Here is a 16,408-nt window from a genome sequence, read left to right as displayed (position 1 = left end):
GCCGTATGCCTGATTCGGATGCGGCCGCCGCCCGCGAACTGTTGCGTGACTCGTTCACCCGCCTGATCGAGCACGTCGAGGACCTGACCGACGAACTGACCGACGAGGTGGCGCTCTACCGTCCGACGGCGACCGCCAACAGCATCGCGTGGTTGCTGTGGCACAGCGCTCGCGTGCAGGACGCGCAGGTGTGCGACATCGCCGGCACCGAACAGGTGTGGACACGTGAGGGCTACGTCGACCAGTTCGCGCTCGATCTGCCCCGCGACGACACCGGCTACGGCCACAGCCCCGACGACGTCGGCAAGGTGCGGGTGTCCGCGGACCTGCTGGCCGGTTACTACTCCGCGGTGCACAAGATGACGTTGGCCTACATCGCGTCCGTCACGCCCGAGGACCTCGGCCAGATCGTCGACCGCCGCTGGGACCCGCCGGTCACGGCAAGCGCTCGGCTGGTCAGCATCATCGACGACTGCGCCCAGCACCTCGGTCAGGCCGCCTACGTCCAGGGGATCTCGCGCTAGATGCGGTCCGCGTTGCACTGGTGGCCGGTGGTCGCCGTGGCCATGATGTTCGCGCTCGGGCTGCTGGTGGGCAGGGGCTCGACACCGCTCGACAGCCGCCTGCTGGAGATCGACATCCCCGACCGGCTGCTGGTGTTCGTTCAGGCACCCGCTCAGGTGGCGGTGCTCGGCGCCGCGGTGGCCTACGCGCTGTGGCGCAAACGGTGGCGGTTGGCCGCGGTGACGGCGCTGTGCCCGCCGGTGGCCGTCGTCTCCGCGCAGTTGCTCAAGCGCGTGTTCGGCCGCACCCGCGACGGCGAATTGGCCTACCCCAGCGGACACATCACCGCGCTGGTGGTGGTCGCCGGGATGGTGGTGCTGGTGGCAGGCGGGCGGCTGTGGGCGGTGGCGGCCGCGGCGGTGGCGGTCGTGGTGGGCATGGTCCTCGTCGGAATGTCGTTCCACTACTTCACCGACACCGTCGGCGCGCTGCTGCTGGGGAGCGCCTGGGTCGCCGTCGCCGCCCGGTTGGTCGCCCGCACGCCAAGCCGGGCAACTTGACAGGTGTCAACCCCGGTGCGATCTGCGTCACAACGGGTGGTTAACATAGGTCCATGACCGCGACGCCAGAAGTTGATGCGCGAGACAGCAGCACCATCCGCAACCCCGCCACCGGTGCCGTCGCCGGCCAGGTCCGCTGGACGGACCCCGCCGACGTGACCCGGATTGCCGCAGGCCTGCGCGCCGCGCAGACGGACTGGGAGGCGCGCGGCGCCAAGGGCCGGGCCAAGGTGCTGGCCCGATACGCCGTGTGGCTGGGCGAACACCGCGCCGAGATCGAGGACCTGCTGATCAAGGAGACCGGCAAATCCGCCGTCGACGCGGCACAGGAAGTGCCGCTGATCCTGATGATCACCTCGTACTACGTGCGCACCATGGAGAAGGCGCTGGCGCCGGATTCGCGTCCGGCGGCGCTGCCGTTCCTGTCGATCAAGAAGATCACCGTGCACTACCGGCCGCGTCCGGTGGTCGGGATCATCGCGCCGTGGAACTACCCCGTCGCCAACGCGCTGATGGACGCGATCGGGGCCCTGGCCGCCGGTTGTGCGGTGCTGCTCAAACCGTCCGAGCGCACCCCGCTGACCGCCGAGCTGCTGCTGCGCGGCTGGCAGGATTCGGGTGCCCCCGAGGTGCTCGCGCTCGCCCAGGGCGCCCGTGAGGTGTCCGAGGCCGTCATCGACAACTCCGATTTCATCCAGTTCACCGGCTCCAGCGCCACGGGTGCGAAGGTGATGGAACGGGCCGCGCGCCGCCTCACCCCGGTCAGCCTCGAACTCGGCGGCAAGGATCCGATGATCGTGCTCGAGGACGCCGACGTCGAACTGGCCGCCCACGCCGCGGTGTGGGGTGCGATGTTCAACGCGGGCCAGACGTGCGTGTCGGTGGAACGCGTGTACGTCCTCGAGTCGGTCTACGACCAGTTCGTCGACGCCGTCGTACGGGACGTCAAGAACCTGAAGATGGGCGCCGGTGAGGGCAACGACTTCGGGGCGCTCATCGACGACGGTCAGGTGTCCGTCACCGAACGGCACGTCGAGGACGCGATCGCCAAGGGCGCCAAGGCGCTCACCGGCGGTGAGCGCCGCAACGGCCCGGGCAGCTTCTACGAGCCGACGGTGCTCGTCGACGTCGATCACTCGATGGCGTGTATGACCGAGGAGACCTTCGGCCCCACGCTCCCGATCATGAAGGTCAAGTCGGTGGAGGAGGCCGTCCGCCTCGCCAACGACAGCCCCTACGGCCTGTCCGCGGCGGTCTTCTCGAAGGACGTCGACCGGGCAAAAGCGGTTGCGCTGCAATTGGATTGCGGTGGGGTGAACGTCAACGACGTGATCTCCAACCTGATGTGCACCACCGCGCCGATGGGCGGCTGGAAGACGTCGGGCATCGGTGCGCGCTTCGGCGGTCCCGAGGGGTTGCGCAAGTACTGCCGGGTCGAGACGGTGGTCGCCCCGCGGACCAACGTCGGCGCCGGCGGCAACTACTACAACAACTCGCCCAAGGCGCTCAAGCGGATGAACACGATGATGACCAAGCTGGCGCTGATCCGCCCGCGCCGCATGGCCAAGTAGGGCGCCGGTCTCACCGCGTGCGGTTCGTGCTGACAGCCCTGCTGTGGCTGCTGACGACGGTGCTCCTGGCCGCTGCCGTGCCCGCGGTGTGGGCGCAGCAGAACCTGGTCAGTGAGCAGGGCTACACCGAGTTCGCCGAATCCGCGGCCACCGACACCCGCCTGCGGGACGCGATGGCCGACGAGCTCACCACGCAGATCGTCGCGCTCGCGGCCGACCGCGGGTACGGCCTCAACGAGATGCTGGTGCATCAGGTCACCTCGGCCTACACCGGTAACGCCGGTTTCCCTGGACAGTTCGCGCAGGCCAACCGCATCGCGCACCGGTGGATGTTCTCCGACGGCGTCCCGCAGGCCAACGCCGACGATCAGTGGCTGATCGACATCGCGCCGATGCTGTCGGATCCGTCGCTGGCCGCGACGCTGGGCAACCTCGACCTCGACGTGCCCGATTCACTGATGGTCCCGGTCACCGTGCCGTCGCCCGAACTGCGGCCGGGCCGTCTCCAGGCCGTGGCGACGTGGGGGCCGTGGGTCAGCATCGGGTTGGCGGTGCTCACCGCGGTGTTCGCACTGCTGACGCTGGCGAGTTCGCGCCGGCGCGGCAAAGGGCTTGCCGCGCTTGGCGTCTCGGCCCTGCTGGTCGGTGCGGCCGGATGGGCCGGGCTGGAGGTGGCCAACGGCTACATCGACGACGCGCTCAACCGCACGGAGGGCAACTTCCGCCGGATCGCCGACGAGATGGTCCGACACGCCGAGGACAGCCTGCACCACTGGCTGAATCTGACGCTGGCCGCGGGTGGGGCGCTGGTGGCGGTCGGTGTGGTGGTCTCGCTGCTCGGGGGTCTGGGGCGTCCACCGGAGCGATCAGGGATCGATCGAGTGTGACGGATCGGGGCGCCGGTGTGGGGGAGCCTGGCTGTAGTCGCCCCACGGACCGTCGCGCCGTTCGACCGCGGCGCGCACGCCGTGCGACTCGGCCGTCGCGATGAACTCCAGCGCCTCCGGGGTGTTGCGCATCAGCCCGTCGAGGATGCCGCCGAGGGTCTGCGTGGAGGCCAGCCCCATGTTCTCGTAGGCCTGGTTGACGATCAGCTTCTGGGCCTGCAACTGCGACAACGGAATCCGGGCCAGTCGTCCGGCCACCTCGGCCACCCGCGCCTCGAGACGTTCGAACGGCACCGATTCGTTGATCAACTCGACGGCGGCGGCCTCGACGCCGGTCAGCGGTTCACCGGTCAGCGAATGCCACTTCACCTTCGCCAGGCTGAGCCGGTAGAGCCACATCCCGGTCAGGTAGGCACCCCACATCCGGGCGTACGGCGTGCCGATGACGGCGTCGTCGCTGGCGATCACGATGTCGGCGCACAGCGCGTAGTCGCTCGCCCCGCCGACACACCAGCCGTGCACCTGCACGATGACGGGTTTCGACGCCCGCCAGATCGACATGAACTTCCCGGTCGGCGAGGTGGCGCGGCCGGTGACGAACGCGAAGTCCTTGCCCGGGTCCCAGCGGCCGTCGCTGTTCATCGACTCGTCCCAGTGCGCGAATCCGCCCCCGAAGTCGTAGCCGCCCGAGAACGCCCGGCCCGCGCCGCGCAACACGATGACCTTGACCTGCGGATCCCGCTCGGCGAGTCCGATCGCGGACTCGATCTCGTCGGGCATCGGCGGCACGATCGTGTTCAGCTGATCCGGCCGGTTGAGGGTGATCGTCGCGACGGCGGCGTCGGTGTCGGTGCGGTAGAGCAGCGTCTCGAACTCCGTCATACCTGCAGTTTGGCAGGGTGCCGGCCGGGGAAATGCCAGTTCATGGGAGCGAGTGGGCGTCGACTCACCGGGGCGAGGGCCGCCGCGACGTTGGCCGACCTGGGTCCGGCGTCGACCGCCGCCAGGGCGGTCCGCCGGATGCAGCAGCTGCGGGAGCAATTCGGCGCCGGGCCGGTCGAGCTGGTGCTGCCGGGCCGGCGCATGGTGGTGGTGCTCGACCCCGACGACGTCCGCCGGGTGCTCGCCGGTGCGCCCGAACCGTTCCACCCGGCCAACCGTGAGGAGCGCAAGTCCCTCGAGTGGTCCCAGCGGCGCGACCTCGACGACGCGGCACTCGACTCAGGTGCCGAGATGCACCGCCTCGCCGGTGCTTTCGGCGACGTGATCGCCGCGGAGGCGCGCGAGTTGACGGATGAGGTCACCGCCCGCGGCACCATGGATGCGAACCAGTTCATGGCCGCGTGGTGGCGGATCGTGCGCCGGATCGCACTCGGCGACCGCGCCCGCGACGACGACGAGATCACCGATGCGCTGCTGCGGCTGCGCAGGGCGCGCAACTGGTCGTTCCTGTCGATGCCGCACTACCGCACGCGGGCGAGGTTCCTCGAGCGGCTCTACGACTACGTGGAGGATCCGCAGATCGGAACATTGGCCGCCGCGGTGCCCGCGAGCGGTGCCGTCGATCCGGTGGGCCCGCTCCCGCAGTGGCTGTTCGCCTTCGACGCCGCGGGGATCGCGCAGTTGCGGGCGCTGGCCGTACTGGCGACGCATCCGGCGGCGATGGCCAGGGCGATCGAGGATGCCGCGGAGCCGGACCGGCTGAGGCTGCGGCCGTTCCTGCGGGCGTGCGTACTGGAGTCGGTGCGGTTGTGGCCGACCACGCCGACGATCCTGCGCGAGACGACCGAGAAGGGCGCCGGGCTCATGATCGTGACGCCGGCGTTCCACCGCGACCCGAAGCTGTTGCCGTTCGCGAACGACTTCGTGCCCGACATCTGGCTCGACGGCCGCGCCCGCTCCTATCCGCAGTTGGTGCCGTTCTCCGCCGGTCCGGCCGAGTGCCCCGGACGCAACCTGGCGTTGTTCACGACCAGCACGCTGTTGGCGAACCTGTTGAGCGCGTTGGACTTCCGAATTTCGTCGATGCCACACCTCTCACCGGACGAACCGCTGCCGGTGACGTTGAACCAGCACGGGTTGGAGTTCGCGGTGGTCACCGCACCAAGGTGGCGCCACCATCGAGCCGGATCTGCTGTCCGGTCATGAACCGCGATTCGTCGGCGAGCAGATACACGGCGGCGTAGGCGCTCTCCCAAACGCTGCCGCGGCCCATCTTGAGCTTGACGACCTCGTTGTGCCGCTGGGTCGCCTCCTCGGCGTCCAATCCGAAGAGCGACTGCGAATCATTCTTCGCCAGAACGGAATCGATGGGGCCCAGCATCAACGTGTTGGCGCGGATGCCGGCCGCCGCGTACTGCACGGCGGTCAGTTCGGTGATCTGGTTCAGACCGCTCTTGCCCAGCGCATAGGGCATGATGCCGATGTTCAGACCGAGTTCGTTCTTCACGCTCGCGATCGACGAGAGGTTGACGATGCTGCCGGTGGAGTCCCCGTCGTTGCGCTCCATGCACTGTGCGGCATACAGATTGCAGTAGTAGCACCCGAGCATGTTGACGTTGATGCCGCGGTTGAAGTTCTCGACGGTCATCGAGTTCGTCTCGATGTCGAACGGCGGATTGGTCGCGACGCTGTAGACCATGCCGTCGACACGACCGCTGGTGGCCATCGCCGTGTCGAAGATTCGCCGGCAATCGTCCTTCTCGGCGACGTCCGCCTCGATGGCGTAGGCCTTGCCGCCCTCGGCGAGGATCATCTCGACGGTCTCTTTCACCGCGGCCGGGTTCAGGTCGACCGCCACGACCTCCGCGCCGTGACGTGCCGCCAGGAGCGAGATCGCGCGCCCGTTGCCCATGCCGGGGCCCGGGCTCTGTCCCGCTCCCACCACGACGACGACCTTGCCGGTCAGGTCGAAGGCCTTGCGCTCTCTGCGGTCGAAATCAGTTGACATGGTTCTCCTCTTTGATGTGGATGGCGTGTTCGGGACACCCGTCGACCGCCTCGCGCACCGAGGCCTCGAGGTCCGGCGGGATGCCGTCGGCGGTGGCTTCGGCATAGCCGCCGTCGGTGATGACGAACACCGACGGGCACACCGCCGCGCAGACCCCGTGGCCGCGGCAGAGGTCGTCGTCGACGGTGACCCTCATCGGGTGACCTTGACGTGCAGATCGGTCAGGCCGCGCAGGACGTAGGTCGGCACGTAGGCGTAGCGCCGTGCACCGGCTGGTCCGTGTGCGGCCTCGTCGATGGTGATGGCGGTGGTGCGTGCCAGCAGCCGCTCCAGGAGCACCCGGCCCTCGGCGCGCGCGAGTGGTGCGCCGATGCAGCTGTGCACACCCCTGCCGAAGCCGATGTGGCGCCGGGCATTCGGTCGGTCCGGGTCGAAGACGTTCGGGTTGTCGAAGTGGCGGGGGTCGCGGTTGGCGGCCCCGAGGTGGACCATCAGCGTCGTCCCTGCGGGGATCTCGACGCCGCCCAGGGTCGTCGTCGCGCGGGCCAATCGGAAGTCCCCCTTGATGGGGCTCTCGAAGCGCAGGCACTCCTCGTTGAAGTTGGAGATCTTGTCCGGCGAATCACGCAGTGCAGCCTGCAGTTCCGCATTCTCGGCGACCAGCTGCAGCGCCGTCGACAGCAACCGGACGGTGGTCTCCTGACCGGCGGAGAACAGGTTGGCGGCGACCCGGACGACATCGATGACCTCGGGCGTCGACCCGTCCGGGAAGGTCGCGAGCGCCATCCCCGTCATGATGTCGTCGCGCGGCGCCTTGCGACGGTCGTCGATGTAGTCGGTGAAGCGGGTGTAGAGGTACTCCAGCGGGGCGTGCTCCATGACGGTGTCATCGGTGCTGCCGAGTGCCATGTCGCCGGTGAGCCTCGCGGTCAGCTCGGCGTGGTCCTCCTCGGGCACGCCGAGCAGGTCGGCGACGACGAGAAGGGCGAATTTGCCCGCGACCTGCCGGATGAATTCGCCGCCACCCTGCGCCAGGAACGGGTCGAGCACCCGGTCGGCGAGGGTCCACATGAACTCCTCGTTCTCCTTGAGCCGCTTGGGTGTGATGAGGCGGGACAGCAGCGAACGGTGCGCGGTGTGCTTGGGCGGGTCGAACGAGGGCAGCTGGTCACTGAACGGCAACTCCTCGCGGTGCGCGTCGATCAGCGCGCTCACCTCGGCACCGTCCAGACCCTCGAGGGGAACCGGGAAGCCCGGAATGGGTCCGGTCACGGAGTTGCACGAGGAGAACGTCTCGGGGTCGCCGAGGACGGCGAGCGCTTCGTCGTAGCCGGTGACGATCATGACGCCGTGGACCGGTTCACGCAGCACGGGGCCGGCCTCGCGCATCTGGTTCAGCACCGGGTAGGGGTCGTCGATCAGCGTCTCGTCGTGGAAGAAGTCGAGCGATTCAAGGGTCGTCACATGCTCTCCTAGGGCGTGGTCGGCGGCGCGAATCTACTGACCAACCGTACAGGTCTCTCCTGACCAAACGTACAGCAGATTCCTGTACGAATGGTCAGGTAGAGTCTGGAGTGTGAGCAGCCAGACAATCGCCCACGGGGGACCGACCCGGCAGCGTCTCATCGACGTGGCGATCGAGCTGTTCAAACAACACAGCGTGGCCGGTACGTCACTGCAGATGATCTCCGACGAACTCGGCCTGACGAAGTCGGCCATCTACCACCACTTCCGCACCCGCGACGAACTCCTGAGCGCGGTGATGGAACCGCTCATCGCCGAGGTGACCGCCCTCGTCGAGGCAGCCGAGGCCCGCACCGGAGTCCGCGCCCGCGCCGACCACCTGCTCTGCGGTTACGCCGCGCTGGCCGCGGCCCACCGCGACCTGATCCCGTTGCTCACCGGCGACCCCGGCGTCGTCGCCCTGCTGCGGATCCGCGCGGACTGGGGTGCGGTCGTGGAGCGTCAGATGGCCGTGTTCGCCGCCGTCGAACCCGGCCTGGGCGGTCAGGTGAAAGCCGCGGTCGTCATGTCCGGGATCGCCTCGGCGGCAGGCGCCGACTACGGTGACGCCGACGATGCGGAGCTGCGCGATCAGCTGATCGCGGCCGGCCGCCGCGCGCTCGGATTGCGGGCACCGCACGGCCGCTCTCGCTAGCCGTTCGTCAGAACGGTGGTGGTCGCTCCGCGCGCGAATTTCGTTGGGCGGCGTTGTGTTCGCGTTCGGCTTTGACGCGGGCGGCGTTGTCGGCGGCGCGGGTGCGTCGTCGCTTGGGCATCTTCGCGGTGCGCCCGGGGTCCGGGGGCGGTTGGGCCAGCGGCGGTAACTCGGCGGTGGTGGTGTCCCATTCGGGGAAGAACAGCCGGCTGCCCGGCACCGTGGTGTGGCGCTTGCCGGTCGGCGTTGTCCAGGTCACCGTGCCGTCAGGTGATTGTTCGTCATGCCAGCCGTCCCAGAAGGTCTTTCCCAGGTGGTGGGTGCGGCATTTGCAGTTCAGGTTCGACGCGTGGGTGGGTCCGTACGGCCACGGCACGACATGGTCGATATCGCAGCGCTCGGCGGGCACGTCGCAGCCGGGGAAGCGGCAGAACAGGTCGCGGGCGCGCACGAACGCGGCCAGCGTGGCCGAGGGCCGGTAGTGCGGTTCGGGATCCGGGCCGGGCAGCCACAACGGTTTGATCGCCGCTCCACCGCGGATCGCCTCGGCCAACGCCACGATCGGCAGGAGCTTCACCCCGGGCAGCAACGCCACCCCCGAATCCTGCGGGCACGGGACGGGTTCGGGCTCGTCCTTCGCGGCGTGGTGTTCGTCCTCGGCGGCGATCAGCTTCTGGGCCGCCTCGACCGCGGCCGGATCGGCGATCACCGAGATGACCACATTCGACTTCTCCGGCGCTGCTGCCGCGCATGCGGGGGAGCCGCAGCGGCACGGCAGATGGTCGTGGCCCTGGACGATGGCGCCCACCGCACACGAGCGCCGCTCACCCACGCTGCGCGGGTCGTTGTCGCAGATCCCTTTGAGCAACGCGGCGATCCGCGCCGACAGCGCTGCGGCGTCACAGCCCAGCAGCTGACCCCAGACCAACACCAACTCGTCGGGATCATCAACGGATCCGATATGGAAGTCGCGGGTCTTGACGGTGTCTTTGGCTCGGATCACCGCATCCCGGTCATACCGGTGGATCACCGCATCGAGGGCCCGGGCCAACCGCGCCTCCGACAACGGCCCCCACCGCAACGCCGCCTCGGCCAGCGCCGCATCCAACAGCCCCAGCACCTGCTCGTCGTCGACCAGGCGGGTGCGCCAGCTGATCTCGGAGATCAACCGGGCACTCAACCGCCCCTGCAGGTACAGCGCCGCGACCTTGGGCAGCCGGTCACGCAGGGCGACCGCGATCCGCATCTGCCCCGACGCCCGCTTGTGGCCGATGTTCAACACCGCCCCGATCTCGGAGGCGGCCGCAGCCCACGAGTCATACACCCATCCGTCGCACTCCTCGTCGCAGGTCACCGTCAGATGCACCAGTTCCGCGATCGCGGCCAACTTCCGCGCCCCGGCCTGCGCCTCCTCACGCGCGGACTGCTCGATCGCAGCAAGAAGCGCGGACTCCTCCAGCCCCGCAAACACCGTATCGAACATGTGTTCGATTGTAGCGTCGACGGGTGACAACCCGCTGTGATGTCTCAAAACATCGGTGACCGTTCTGTATCAGGACATCGGTGACGGTTGATGTGTCAGGACTTCGGTGACGTTTGGGTGGTCTTGGGGTGTGGGCCGCGGGGTCGTCCGTTGCCGACGTAGGTGATTCCGGGTGCGGGGCGGGTGTGTTCGATGAGGACTTCGCCGTCTAGGTCGGCCGCGGTGATCTTGTCGCCGTCGATGACGACTAGGACCTGCTCGAGACTGCGTCGTCCGTCGACTTTGTAGGTGACGCCGGCGAGGACGAAGGCGCCGGCGGTATTGAGAGTCTTGACCGAAGTGCCGTGTGGGAGGTCCGCGGGCGTCGGTGCGGGCCGGTGTGGTCTGACTACGGCGTGGTCGAACGAGGGCGGGTCGGGCTTGGGACGAGGAGCCGGCGCTTTGGCGGTTGCCTCCCATGCCGTGCGGGGTGTGACACGCCCCGGTAGCCCTTGGTGGGGGCGTTCGGTGTTGTAGATGCCGTCGAAGGCGTCGACGTGGCACTGCAGTTCGGCCAGCGACTCGGCGATCGGCTGCTTGTCGAGGTAGCGGAACAGGGTCTGATGGAAACGTTCGTTCTTGCCCTGGGTGGTCGGCTTGTAGGGCTTGCCGGTGATCGCCTCCACGCCCAGGGCGGCCAGGTGGGCGACGAGTTGGCCGACATGCCCACGCCGTGACGGGTTGAGCGCGATCCCGTTGTCCGACAGCAGCCGTTGGGGCACCCCGTGGGCGGCGATGGCTTTATCTACCACGGCGATCGCCTCCTTGGCGGTCTCGCTGAGTGCGACGTGGGAGGCGAGCGCGTAGCGGGAGTGGTCGTCGATGAGCTGAAAGATCACGCACCTGCGCCCGCCGCTCAACACGTACTCGGTGGCGTCGAGTTGCCAGCATGCGTTTGGCGCCGGGTAGACGAAACGCCGCCAAGCCGAGCGCGGCTTCTTCTTCGGCTCCAGGCGAGCCACGCCCGCCTCACGGAACACCCGCGCCAGCGACGCCGTGGAAGGGACCCGCTCTAGGCCCATCGCGTGCATCTTGTCGTGCACGCTGATCGGGCCGTGATCCAGCCCGGTGGCCTCCAGAGCGGCACGTACGGCCAAGGCCTGTTCCTTGACCTCGTCGCTCAGCTTCGAGGGACTCGACTTCGGTCGTCGTGTCATCGGTTCGAGCACCGCTGCCGGCCCCTCAGTCTTCACACGCTTACGCAACTCGTAGAACGACTTACGCGAAATGCCGTACTCGGCGCAGAACGTCGACACCGCTCCGCGAGGAGCGTTATCGGGCCACTGCGAGATCGCCAGCCGAACGAGAGGATCGATGGGTTCATTGACAGCCACCACCGCAGCCTCGGGGCAGAACTGTCACCACCAAGACCACCAGAACCGTCACCGATGTCCTGATGCAGAACTGTCACCGATGTCCTGAGAGATGACACGGGTGACAACCCGCGGTGCTGTCGCCGGTGAACGCCTATCCGCCCAGCTTCCGCCACAGGAACTCGTAGATCAGCGCCGCGCGGAACGCAGCCTGCGAATTGTCCGCGGCGCCGCCGTGCCCACCCTCGATGTTCTCGTAGTACTGCACCGGCTGTCCGGCATCCTCGAGCGCTGCGGTCATCTTGCGCGCATGTCCCGGATGCACGCGGTCGTCGCGTGTGGAGGTGGTGATCAGCACCGGCGGGTATCGGCGCTCGGCCGAGATGTTCTGATAGGGAGAGTATTTCGAGATGAACTCCCAGTCGTCCGGGTCATCCGGGTTGCCGTACTCGGCCACCCAGGACGCCCCGGCGAGCAGCAGGTGGAACCGGCGCATGTCGAGCAGCGGCACGCTGCAGACCAGCGCGCCGAACAACTCCGGGTACTGCGTGAGCATGATCCCCATCAGCAGCCCGCCGTTGCTGCCGCCCTGCGCGCCCAACCGGTCGACCGTCGTGATTCCGCGTTCGACGAGATCGGCTGCGACGGCGGCGAAGTCCTCACCCACCAGGTGGCGGCCCTCGCGCATCGCCTGCGTATGCCACGTCGGTCCGTACTCCCCGCCGCCGCGGATGTTGGCCAGCACGTAGGTGCCGCCCCGAGACAACCAGAGCCGGCCGAGCACACCGTCGTAACCGGGTGTGCGCGCGACCTCGAACCCGCCGTAACCGCCCAGCAGCGTCGGCCCGGGCGCCTGCTGATGCCGGTGGCCGACAACGAAGTACGGGATCTTGGTGCCGTCGGCTGATGTCGCGAAGTGCTGGTCGACCTTGAGATCGGCGGCGTCGAAGAACGACGGCGCCCGCTTGATCTCGGTGAGTTCACCGCCGGCCGCGCCCTGCAGGAGCCGCGACGGGGTGTCGAAACCGCTGGAGTCCAGGAAGATCTCGTCGCCCAGGTCGTCGGCCGCCACGATCACCGTGTTGGTGTTGTCCGGCAGTCCCGGCACGGGCTGCGCCGTCCACTCGCCGGGGGTGTACACCTCGACGCGGCTCGCGACGTCGGCCAGCGTGACGACCACGAGTCGGTCCTTGGTCCACGCGTAGTGGTGCAGGCACGTGTGCTCATCGGGTTCGAACACCACCTGCAGAGCCCTTGTGCCATCGAGGTATTCGTCGTATTTCGCGGCCAGCAGCGATCCTGCCCGGTAGCCGTCCCAGTCGCTGCGCAGCTCGATGAGCAGCCAGTCGCGGTGTGCCGACACGGTCGCGTCGGTCGGGGCGTCGATGCGGCTGAGTTCGCCGGCGCGCAACTCGTACACCTCGTCGTTGAAGAAGTCGACGGCGCGGCGCACCACGGTGCGCTCGAAGCCCGGTGTCCGATCGACCGACGCGGTGACGATGACGTCGGCGGGCTCGCCGCTGTAGACCGTCTCGGCCTCGGTGAGCGGCGTACCGCGACGCCACCGCTTGACCAGCCTCGGATAACCGGATTCGGTCAGGGCGCCCTCCCCGAAATCCGTTCCCACCAGGACGGTGTCCTCGTCCTCCCACGTGATCGCCGTCTTGGCCTCCGGCAGCTCGAACCCGCCGTCGACGAACTCCATTGACACCATGTCGAATTCGCGCACGATCGCGGCGTCGGCACCGCCGCGCGAGAGGCTGATCAGCGCACGGGTGTGGTCGGGGTCGATGACGTCGGCGCCCGCCCACACCCAGTTCTCGTCGTCGGCGCGGGCGAGTGCGTCGACGTCGATGACCACCTCCCAGTCGGGCTCCTCGGTGCGGTAGCTCTCCAGCGTGGTGCGTCGCCACAGCCCCCGCGGGTTGGCCGCATCGCGCCAGAAGTTGTAGAGGTACTCACCGCGGCGCCGGACGTAGGGGATGCGGGCGTCGGTGTCGAGCACCTCGAGCGCCTCGGCGCGCATCTGCTCGAAGCGCTCACCGCCCAGGTCGGCCAGGGTCGGTTCGTTGTGCCGTCGCACCCAGTCCAGGGCGTCGTCGCCGGTGATGTCCTCGAGCCACAGGTGCGCGTCGTCTACCGTCACCCATTCATTGTCGCCCGTGGGGCGTCAGCTCAGGTGGTGCACCTCCTGCAGTCCGTACACGGGTGTCGGGATGCCTTCGAAGCGGGCCTTGAGCTGTAGCGCGAGATACAACGAGTAGTGCCGCGACTGGTGCAGGTTGCCGCCGTGGAACCACAGGTTCTCCTGCTGGGTCGGTTTCCACATGTTGCGTTGTTCGCCCTCCCACGGCCCGGGGTCCTTGGTGGTCGACGAGCCCAGTCCCCACACCTTGCCGACTTTGTCGGCGACGTCCTGACCGATGAGGTCGGCGGCCCAGCCGTTCATCGAGCCGTAGCCCGTCGCGTAGACCACGACGTCGGCCGGCAGTTCGGTGCCGTCGGCCAGCACGACGGTGTCCTCGGTCAGGTGCGACACCTGACCGTGGGCGAGTTTGATCGTCCCGTCGGCCACCAGATCGCACGCCCCGACGTCGATGTAGTAGCCCGACCCGCGGCGCAGGTACTTCATGAACAGCCCGGAACCGTCGTCACCCCAGTCCAATTCGAACCCCGCTGCGGTCAGCCGCTCGTAGAAGTCCTTGTCCCGCTCGCGGATCGCGTCGTAGATCGGGGTCTGGAATTCGTGCATGATCCGGTACGGCAGTGAGGCGAACGTGAGGTCGGCCTTCTCGGTCGTCATGCCCGCCGCCAGCGCCCGCTCGGAGTACAGGTCGCCGAGGCCGAGGTCCATCAGCGAGTCCGATTTCACGATGTGCGTGGAGGACCGCTGGACCATGGTGGTGTCGACGCCGTTCTCGACGAGCGCCTTGCAGATGTCGTGGGCGGAGTTGTTCGACCCGATCACCACGGCCCGCTTGCCGACGTAGCGATCGGGTCCCGGGTGTGCGCTCGAATGGTGCTGCTCGCCGCGGAAGACGTCCTGGCCCGGCAGCGTCGGAACGCTGGGTTTGCCCGACATGCCGGTGGCCAGGATCAGCTGCGTCGGGCGCAGGGTCAGCCGCTCGCCGTCACGGTCGACCTCGACCGTCCACGTGTCGGGGGCGCCGTCCGACCCCGGATTGAACACAGCCGACAGGCAGGTCGTCTTCGACCAGTACGGCACCTCCATCACGCGGGTGTAGAACTCCAGCCAGTCGCCGATCTTGTCCTTGGGCGCGAACACCGGCCAGTTCTGGGGGAACGGCAGGTAGGGCAGGTGGTCGTACCACACCGGGTCGTGCAGGCACAGCGACTTGTACCGTTTGCGCCACTGGTCACCGGGTCGTTCGTGACGGTCGACGACGATGGCCGGCACGCCGAGTTGGCGCAGCCGCGCGCCGAGCGCGATGCCGCCCTGCCCGCCGCCGATGACCAGCGCGTAGGGCTGGACGGTCCGCCCGAGCGCCGCGTCCTCCTCGGCCCTCTTCTCCGCCCACGACCGCGGATCCGGGTCCGATCCGTGCACCGCGCCGAGCACCCGCGACGGCCCCTTGCGCTCCTCGTGGCCCTTGATCTCCTGCATCGTGGTCAGCAGGGTCCAGCATTCGTCGCCCCGCAGCCGCAGGTGTCCGACGCCGCGGCCGACGCCGGTCTCGAACTCGATGAACGCCGTCGTGACGTCGCCGTCGACCGTCGGGGCCTCCCGCGTCCGGAAGCGGGCCGGGTCGGTTTCGGTCAGCCGGGCGGTGAGCATGTCGGCGATGCCGTCGCGGCCTTCGAGTGTCTTGATATTCCAGGTGAACGCCACCAGGTCACGCCAGAAGCTGTCGGTCGCGAACTTGGCCACCACGCGTTCGATGTCACGCACCGCCAACGCGGCCTCGAAGTCGGCGAGCCAGGCGTCGACGCGCTGCTGCGGCGTCAGATCGGTGGTCGGTTCCCGAGGATCGGCAAGAGTTTGTGTCATGTGACCCAGCGCACACCGCCGGCGACGGCTGCACAAGGGTTGCACGCCGTTGCATACCGGCATGCAACCCGATGCAACTCTTTCGGGGTGTGGTCGCGGTCACATACAACTGGGGTATGGCAACACAGATCCCCGCACCCCTGTCCGGCAAGGTCGCCCTGGTGACGGGCGCCGGTCGCGGCATCGGCCGCGGTATCGCCGTCGAACTGGCCCGGCAGGGCGCCGACATCGCACTGGTCGACGTGTCGGAGGCCGGCCTCCCCGATGCGGCCGCCGAGATCAGCGAGATAGGCTCGAAGACAACGACTTTCGTCGCCGACGTGAGGGATCGCGACGCCGTGTTCGCCGCAGTGGACCATGCCGCGGCCGCGCTCGGCGGTTTCGACGTGATGGTGAACAACGCCGGGATCGCGCTCGTGGGCCCCATCGCCGAGGTGACTGCCGAGGACCTCGCGCGACTGTGGGCGATCAACGTCGACGGCGTGCTGTGGGGCATCCAGGCGGCGGCCGCGAAGTTCAAGGAACTGGGCAACCAGGCTGAAGGGAAAGTCAGCAAGATCATCAACGCCTCGTCGATCGCCGGCCACGAGGGTTTCGCGATGCTCGGCCCGTACAGCGCGACGAAGTTCGCGGTGCGCGCTCTGACCCAGGCCGCCGCGAAGGAGTACGCCGCCGACGGCATCACGGTCAACGCCTACTGCCCGGGGGTGGTCGGCACCGACATGTGGGTGGAGATCGACAAGCGGTTCGCCGAACTCACCGGTGCCGCCGAAGGTGAGACGTTCGAGAAGTTCTCCGAGACCATCGCGCTGGGCCGACCGGAGACACCGCAGGACGTGGCAGGTTTCGTGGCCTACCTGGCCGGACCCGGCGCCGACTACATGACCGGACAGGCCGGTCTCATCGACGGCGGCATGGTCTACCGGTGACCTCG

General features: G+C 68.3%; 15 protein-coding genes. 7 read left to right on the top strand and 8 right to left on the bottom strand.

The genetic code is table 11. The features are described 5' to 3' along the window. Positions 1-5: 5 nt before the first annotated feature. The 4 genes from G6N49_RS20260 to G6N49_RS20245 are packed head-to-tail and all read left to right on the top strand — an operon-like array spanning position 6 to position 3,522. Positions 6-524, top strand: coding sequence for a mycothiol transferase (locus tag G6N49_RS20260; protein ID WP_011558037.1), 519 nt, complete (start codon positions 6-8; stop codon positions 522-524). After that, positions 525-1,064 carry a phosphatase PAP2 family protein gene (locus G6N49_RS20255; protein WP_011558038.1) on the top strand — a complete coding sequence of 180 codons (540 nt, stop codon included), beginning with the start codon at positions 525-527 and terminating at the stop codon, positions 1,062-1,064. 53 nt (positions 1,065-1,117) lie between these two features. Then, complete coding sequence (locus tag G6N49_RS20250) at positions 1,118-2,635, top strand: aldehyde dehydrogenase family protein (RefSeq protein ID WP_011558039.1); 1,518 nt, start codon at positions 1,118-1,120, stop codon at positions 2,633-2,635. Between the two features lie 17 nt (positions 2,636-2,652). Beyond that, positions 2,653-3,522: a hypothetical protein gene (locus G6N49_RS20245; RefSeq protein ID WP_011558040.1), complete on the top strand. Its 870-nt coding sequence runs from the start codon at positions 2,653-2,655 to the stop codon at positions 3,520-3,522. Here the strand turns inward: G6N49_RS20245 and G6N49_RS20240 are convergent. Further along, a complete protein-coding gene (locus tag G6N49_RS20240; RefSeq protein WP_083045427.1) occupies positions 3,502-4,404 on the bottom strand; it encodes a crotonase/enoyl-CoA hydratase family protein in 903 nt (300 codons plus the stop codon). The genes G6N49_RS20245 and G6N49_RS20240 overlap by 21 nt on opposite strands. A gap of 42 nt (positions 4,405-4,446) precedes the next feature. On the opposite strand from G6N49_RS20240, the gene G6N49_RS20235 reads away from it, so the two are divergent. Then, a complete protein-coding gene (locus tag G6N49_RS20235; protein WP_011558042.1) occupies positions 4,447-5,670 on the top strand; it encodes a cytochrome P450 in 1,224 nt (407 codons plus the stop codon). Here the strand turns inward: G6N49_RS20235 and G6N49_RS20230 are convergent. Genes G6N49_RS20230 through G6N49_RS20220 form a run of 3 tightly spaced genes read right to left on the bottom strand, consistent with a single transcriptional unit; the run spans position 5,618 to position 7,936 of the window. Continuing rightward, positions 5,618-6,472 carry an SDR family NAD(P)-dependent oxidoreductase gene (locus G6N49_RS20230; RefSeq protein WP_011558043.1) on the bottom strand — a complete coding sequence of 285 codons (855 nt, stop codon included), beginning with the start codon at positions 6,470-6,472 and terminating at the stop codon, positions 5,618-5,620. The two genes, G6N49_RS20235 and G6N49_RS20230, sit on opposite strands and share 53 nt — an antisense overlap. Further along, a complete protein-coding gene (locus tag G6N49_RS20225) occupies positions 6,462-6,668 on the bottom strand; it encodes a ferredoxin (RefSeq protein WP_011558044.1) in 207 nt (68 codons plus the stop codon). Before G6N49_RS20225 ends, G6N49_RS20230 begins: the two co-directional genes overlap by 11 nt. Then, complete coding sequence (locus tag G6N49_RS20220) at positions 6,665-7,936, bottom strand: cytochrome P450 (RefSeq protein WP_011558045.1); 1,272 nt, start codon at positions 7,934-7,936, stop codon at positions 6,665-6,667. Before G6N49_RS20220 ends, G6N49_RS20225 begins: the two co-directional genes overlap by 4 nt. Positions 7,937-8,048: 112 nt before the next feature. On the opposite strand from G6N49_RS20220, the gene G6N49_RS20215 reads away from it, so the two are divergent. Then, positions 8,049-8,630: a TetR/AcrR family transcriptional regulator gene (locus G6N49_RS20215; RefSeq protein WP_011558046.1), complete on the top strand. Its 582-nt coding sequence runs from the start codon at positions 8,049-8,051 to the stop codon at positions 8,628-8,630. A gap of 7 nt (positions 8,631-8,637) precedes the next feature. Here G6N49_RS20215 and G6N49_RS20210 read toward each other — a convergent pair whose 3' ends face one another. From G6N49_RS20210 to G6N49_RS20195, 4 genes are all read right to left on the bottom strand, one after another. Then, positions 8,638-10,113, bottom strand: coding sequence for an HNH endonuclease signature motif containing protein (locus tag G6N49_RS20210; RefSeq protein ID WP_163647424.1), 1,476 nt, complete (start codon positions 10,111-10,113; stop codon positions 8,638-8,640). Between the two features lie 95 nt (positions 10,114-10,208). Further along, on the bottom strand, positions 10,209-11,489 hold the full coding sequence (locus tag G6N49_RS20205; RefSeq protein ID WP_011558048.1) for an IS481 family transposase: 1,281 nt from the start codon (positions 11,487-11,489) through the stop codon (positions 10,209-10,211). 130 nt (positions 11,490-11,619) lie between these two features. Beyond that, on the bottom strand, positions 11,620-13,611 hold the full coding sequence (locus tag G6N49_RS20200; RefSeq protein ID WP_011558049.1) for a prolyl oligopeptidase family serine peptidase: 1,992 nt from the start codon (positions 13,609-13,611) through the stop codon (positions 11,620-11,622). Between the two features lie 24 nt (positions 13,612-13,635). Beyond that, complete coding sequence (locus G6N49_RS20195) at positions 13,636-15,474, bottom strand: NAD(P)/FAD-dependent oxidoreductase (RefSeq protein ID WP_011854515.1); 1,839 nt, start codon at positions 15,472-15,474, stop codon at positions 13,636-13,638. Between the two features lie 116 nt (positions 15,475-15,590). Here G6N49_RS20195 and G6N49_RS20190 point away from each other — a divergent pair, with 116 nt between their 5' ends. Then, positions 15,591-16,403 carry an acetoin reductase gene (locus G6N49_RS20190; protein WP_011854516.1) on the top strand — a complete coding sequence of 271 codons (813 nt, stop codon included), beginning with the start codon at positions 15,591-15,593 and terminating at the stop codon, positions 16,401-16,403. Positions 16,404-16,408: the final 5 nt, after the last annotated feature.

Origin of the sequence: Mycolicibacterium monacense (assembly GCF_010731575.1) — a bacterium.
GTDB lineage: Bacteria > Actinomycetota > Actinomycetes > Mycobacteriales > Mycobacteriaceae > Mycobacterium > Mycobacterium monacense.
This window is presented reverse-complemented; position numbering and strand designations above follow the sequence as displayed.

Bases quoted from the DNA above. Each gene is read 5' to 3' on its own strand.
- G6N49_RS20235 (WP_011558042.1), top strand. From the start codon at position 4,447: ATGGGAGCGAGTGGGCGTCGACTCACCGGGGCGAGGGCCGCCGCGACG.
- G6N49_RS20195 (WP_011854515.1), bottom strand. From the start codon at position 15,474: ATGACACAAACTCTTGCCGATCCTCGGGAACCGACCACCGATCTGACG.
- G6N49_RS20230 (WP_011558043.1), bottom strand. From the start codon at position 6,472: ATGTCAACTGATTTCGACCGCAGAGAGCGCAAGGCCTTCGACCTGACC.
- G6N49_RS20210 (WP_163647424.1), bottom strand. From the start codon at position 10,113: ATGTTCGATACGGTGTTTGCGGGGCTGGAGGAGTCCGCGCTTCTTGCT.
- G6N49_RS20255 (WP_011558038.1), top strand. From the start codon at position 525: ATGCGGTCCGCGTTGCACTGGTGGCCGGTGGTCGCCGTGGCCATGATG.
- G6N49_RS20225 (WP_011558044.1), bottom strand. From the start codon at position 6,668: ATGAGGGTCACCGTCGACGACGACCTCTGCCGCGGCCACGGGGTCTGC.
- G6N49_RS20240 (WP_083045427.1), bottom strand. From the start codon at position 4,404: ATGACGGAGTTCGAGACGCTGCTCTACCGCACCGACACCGACGCCGCC.
- G6N49_RS20260 (WP_011558037.1), top strand. From the start codon at position 6: ATGCCTGATTCGGATGCGGCCGCCGCCCGCGAACTGTTGCGTGACTCG.
- G6N49_RS20190 (WP_011854516.1), top strand. From the start codon at position 15,591: ATGGCAACACAGATCCCCGCACCCCTGTCCGGCAAGGTCGCCCTGGTG.
- G6N49_RS20250 (WP_011558039.1), top strand. From the start codon at position 1,118: ATGACCGCGACGCCAGAAGTTGATGCGCGAGACAGCAGCACCATCCGC.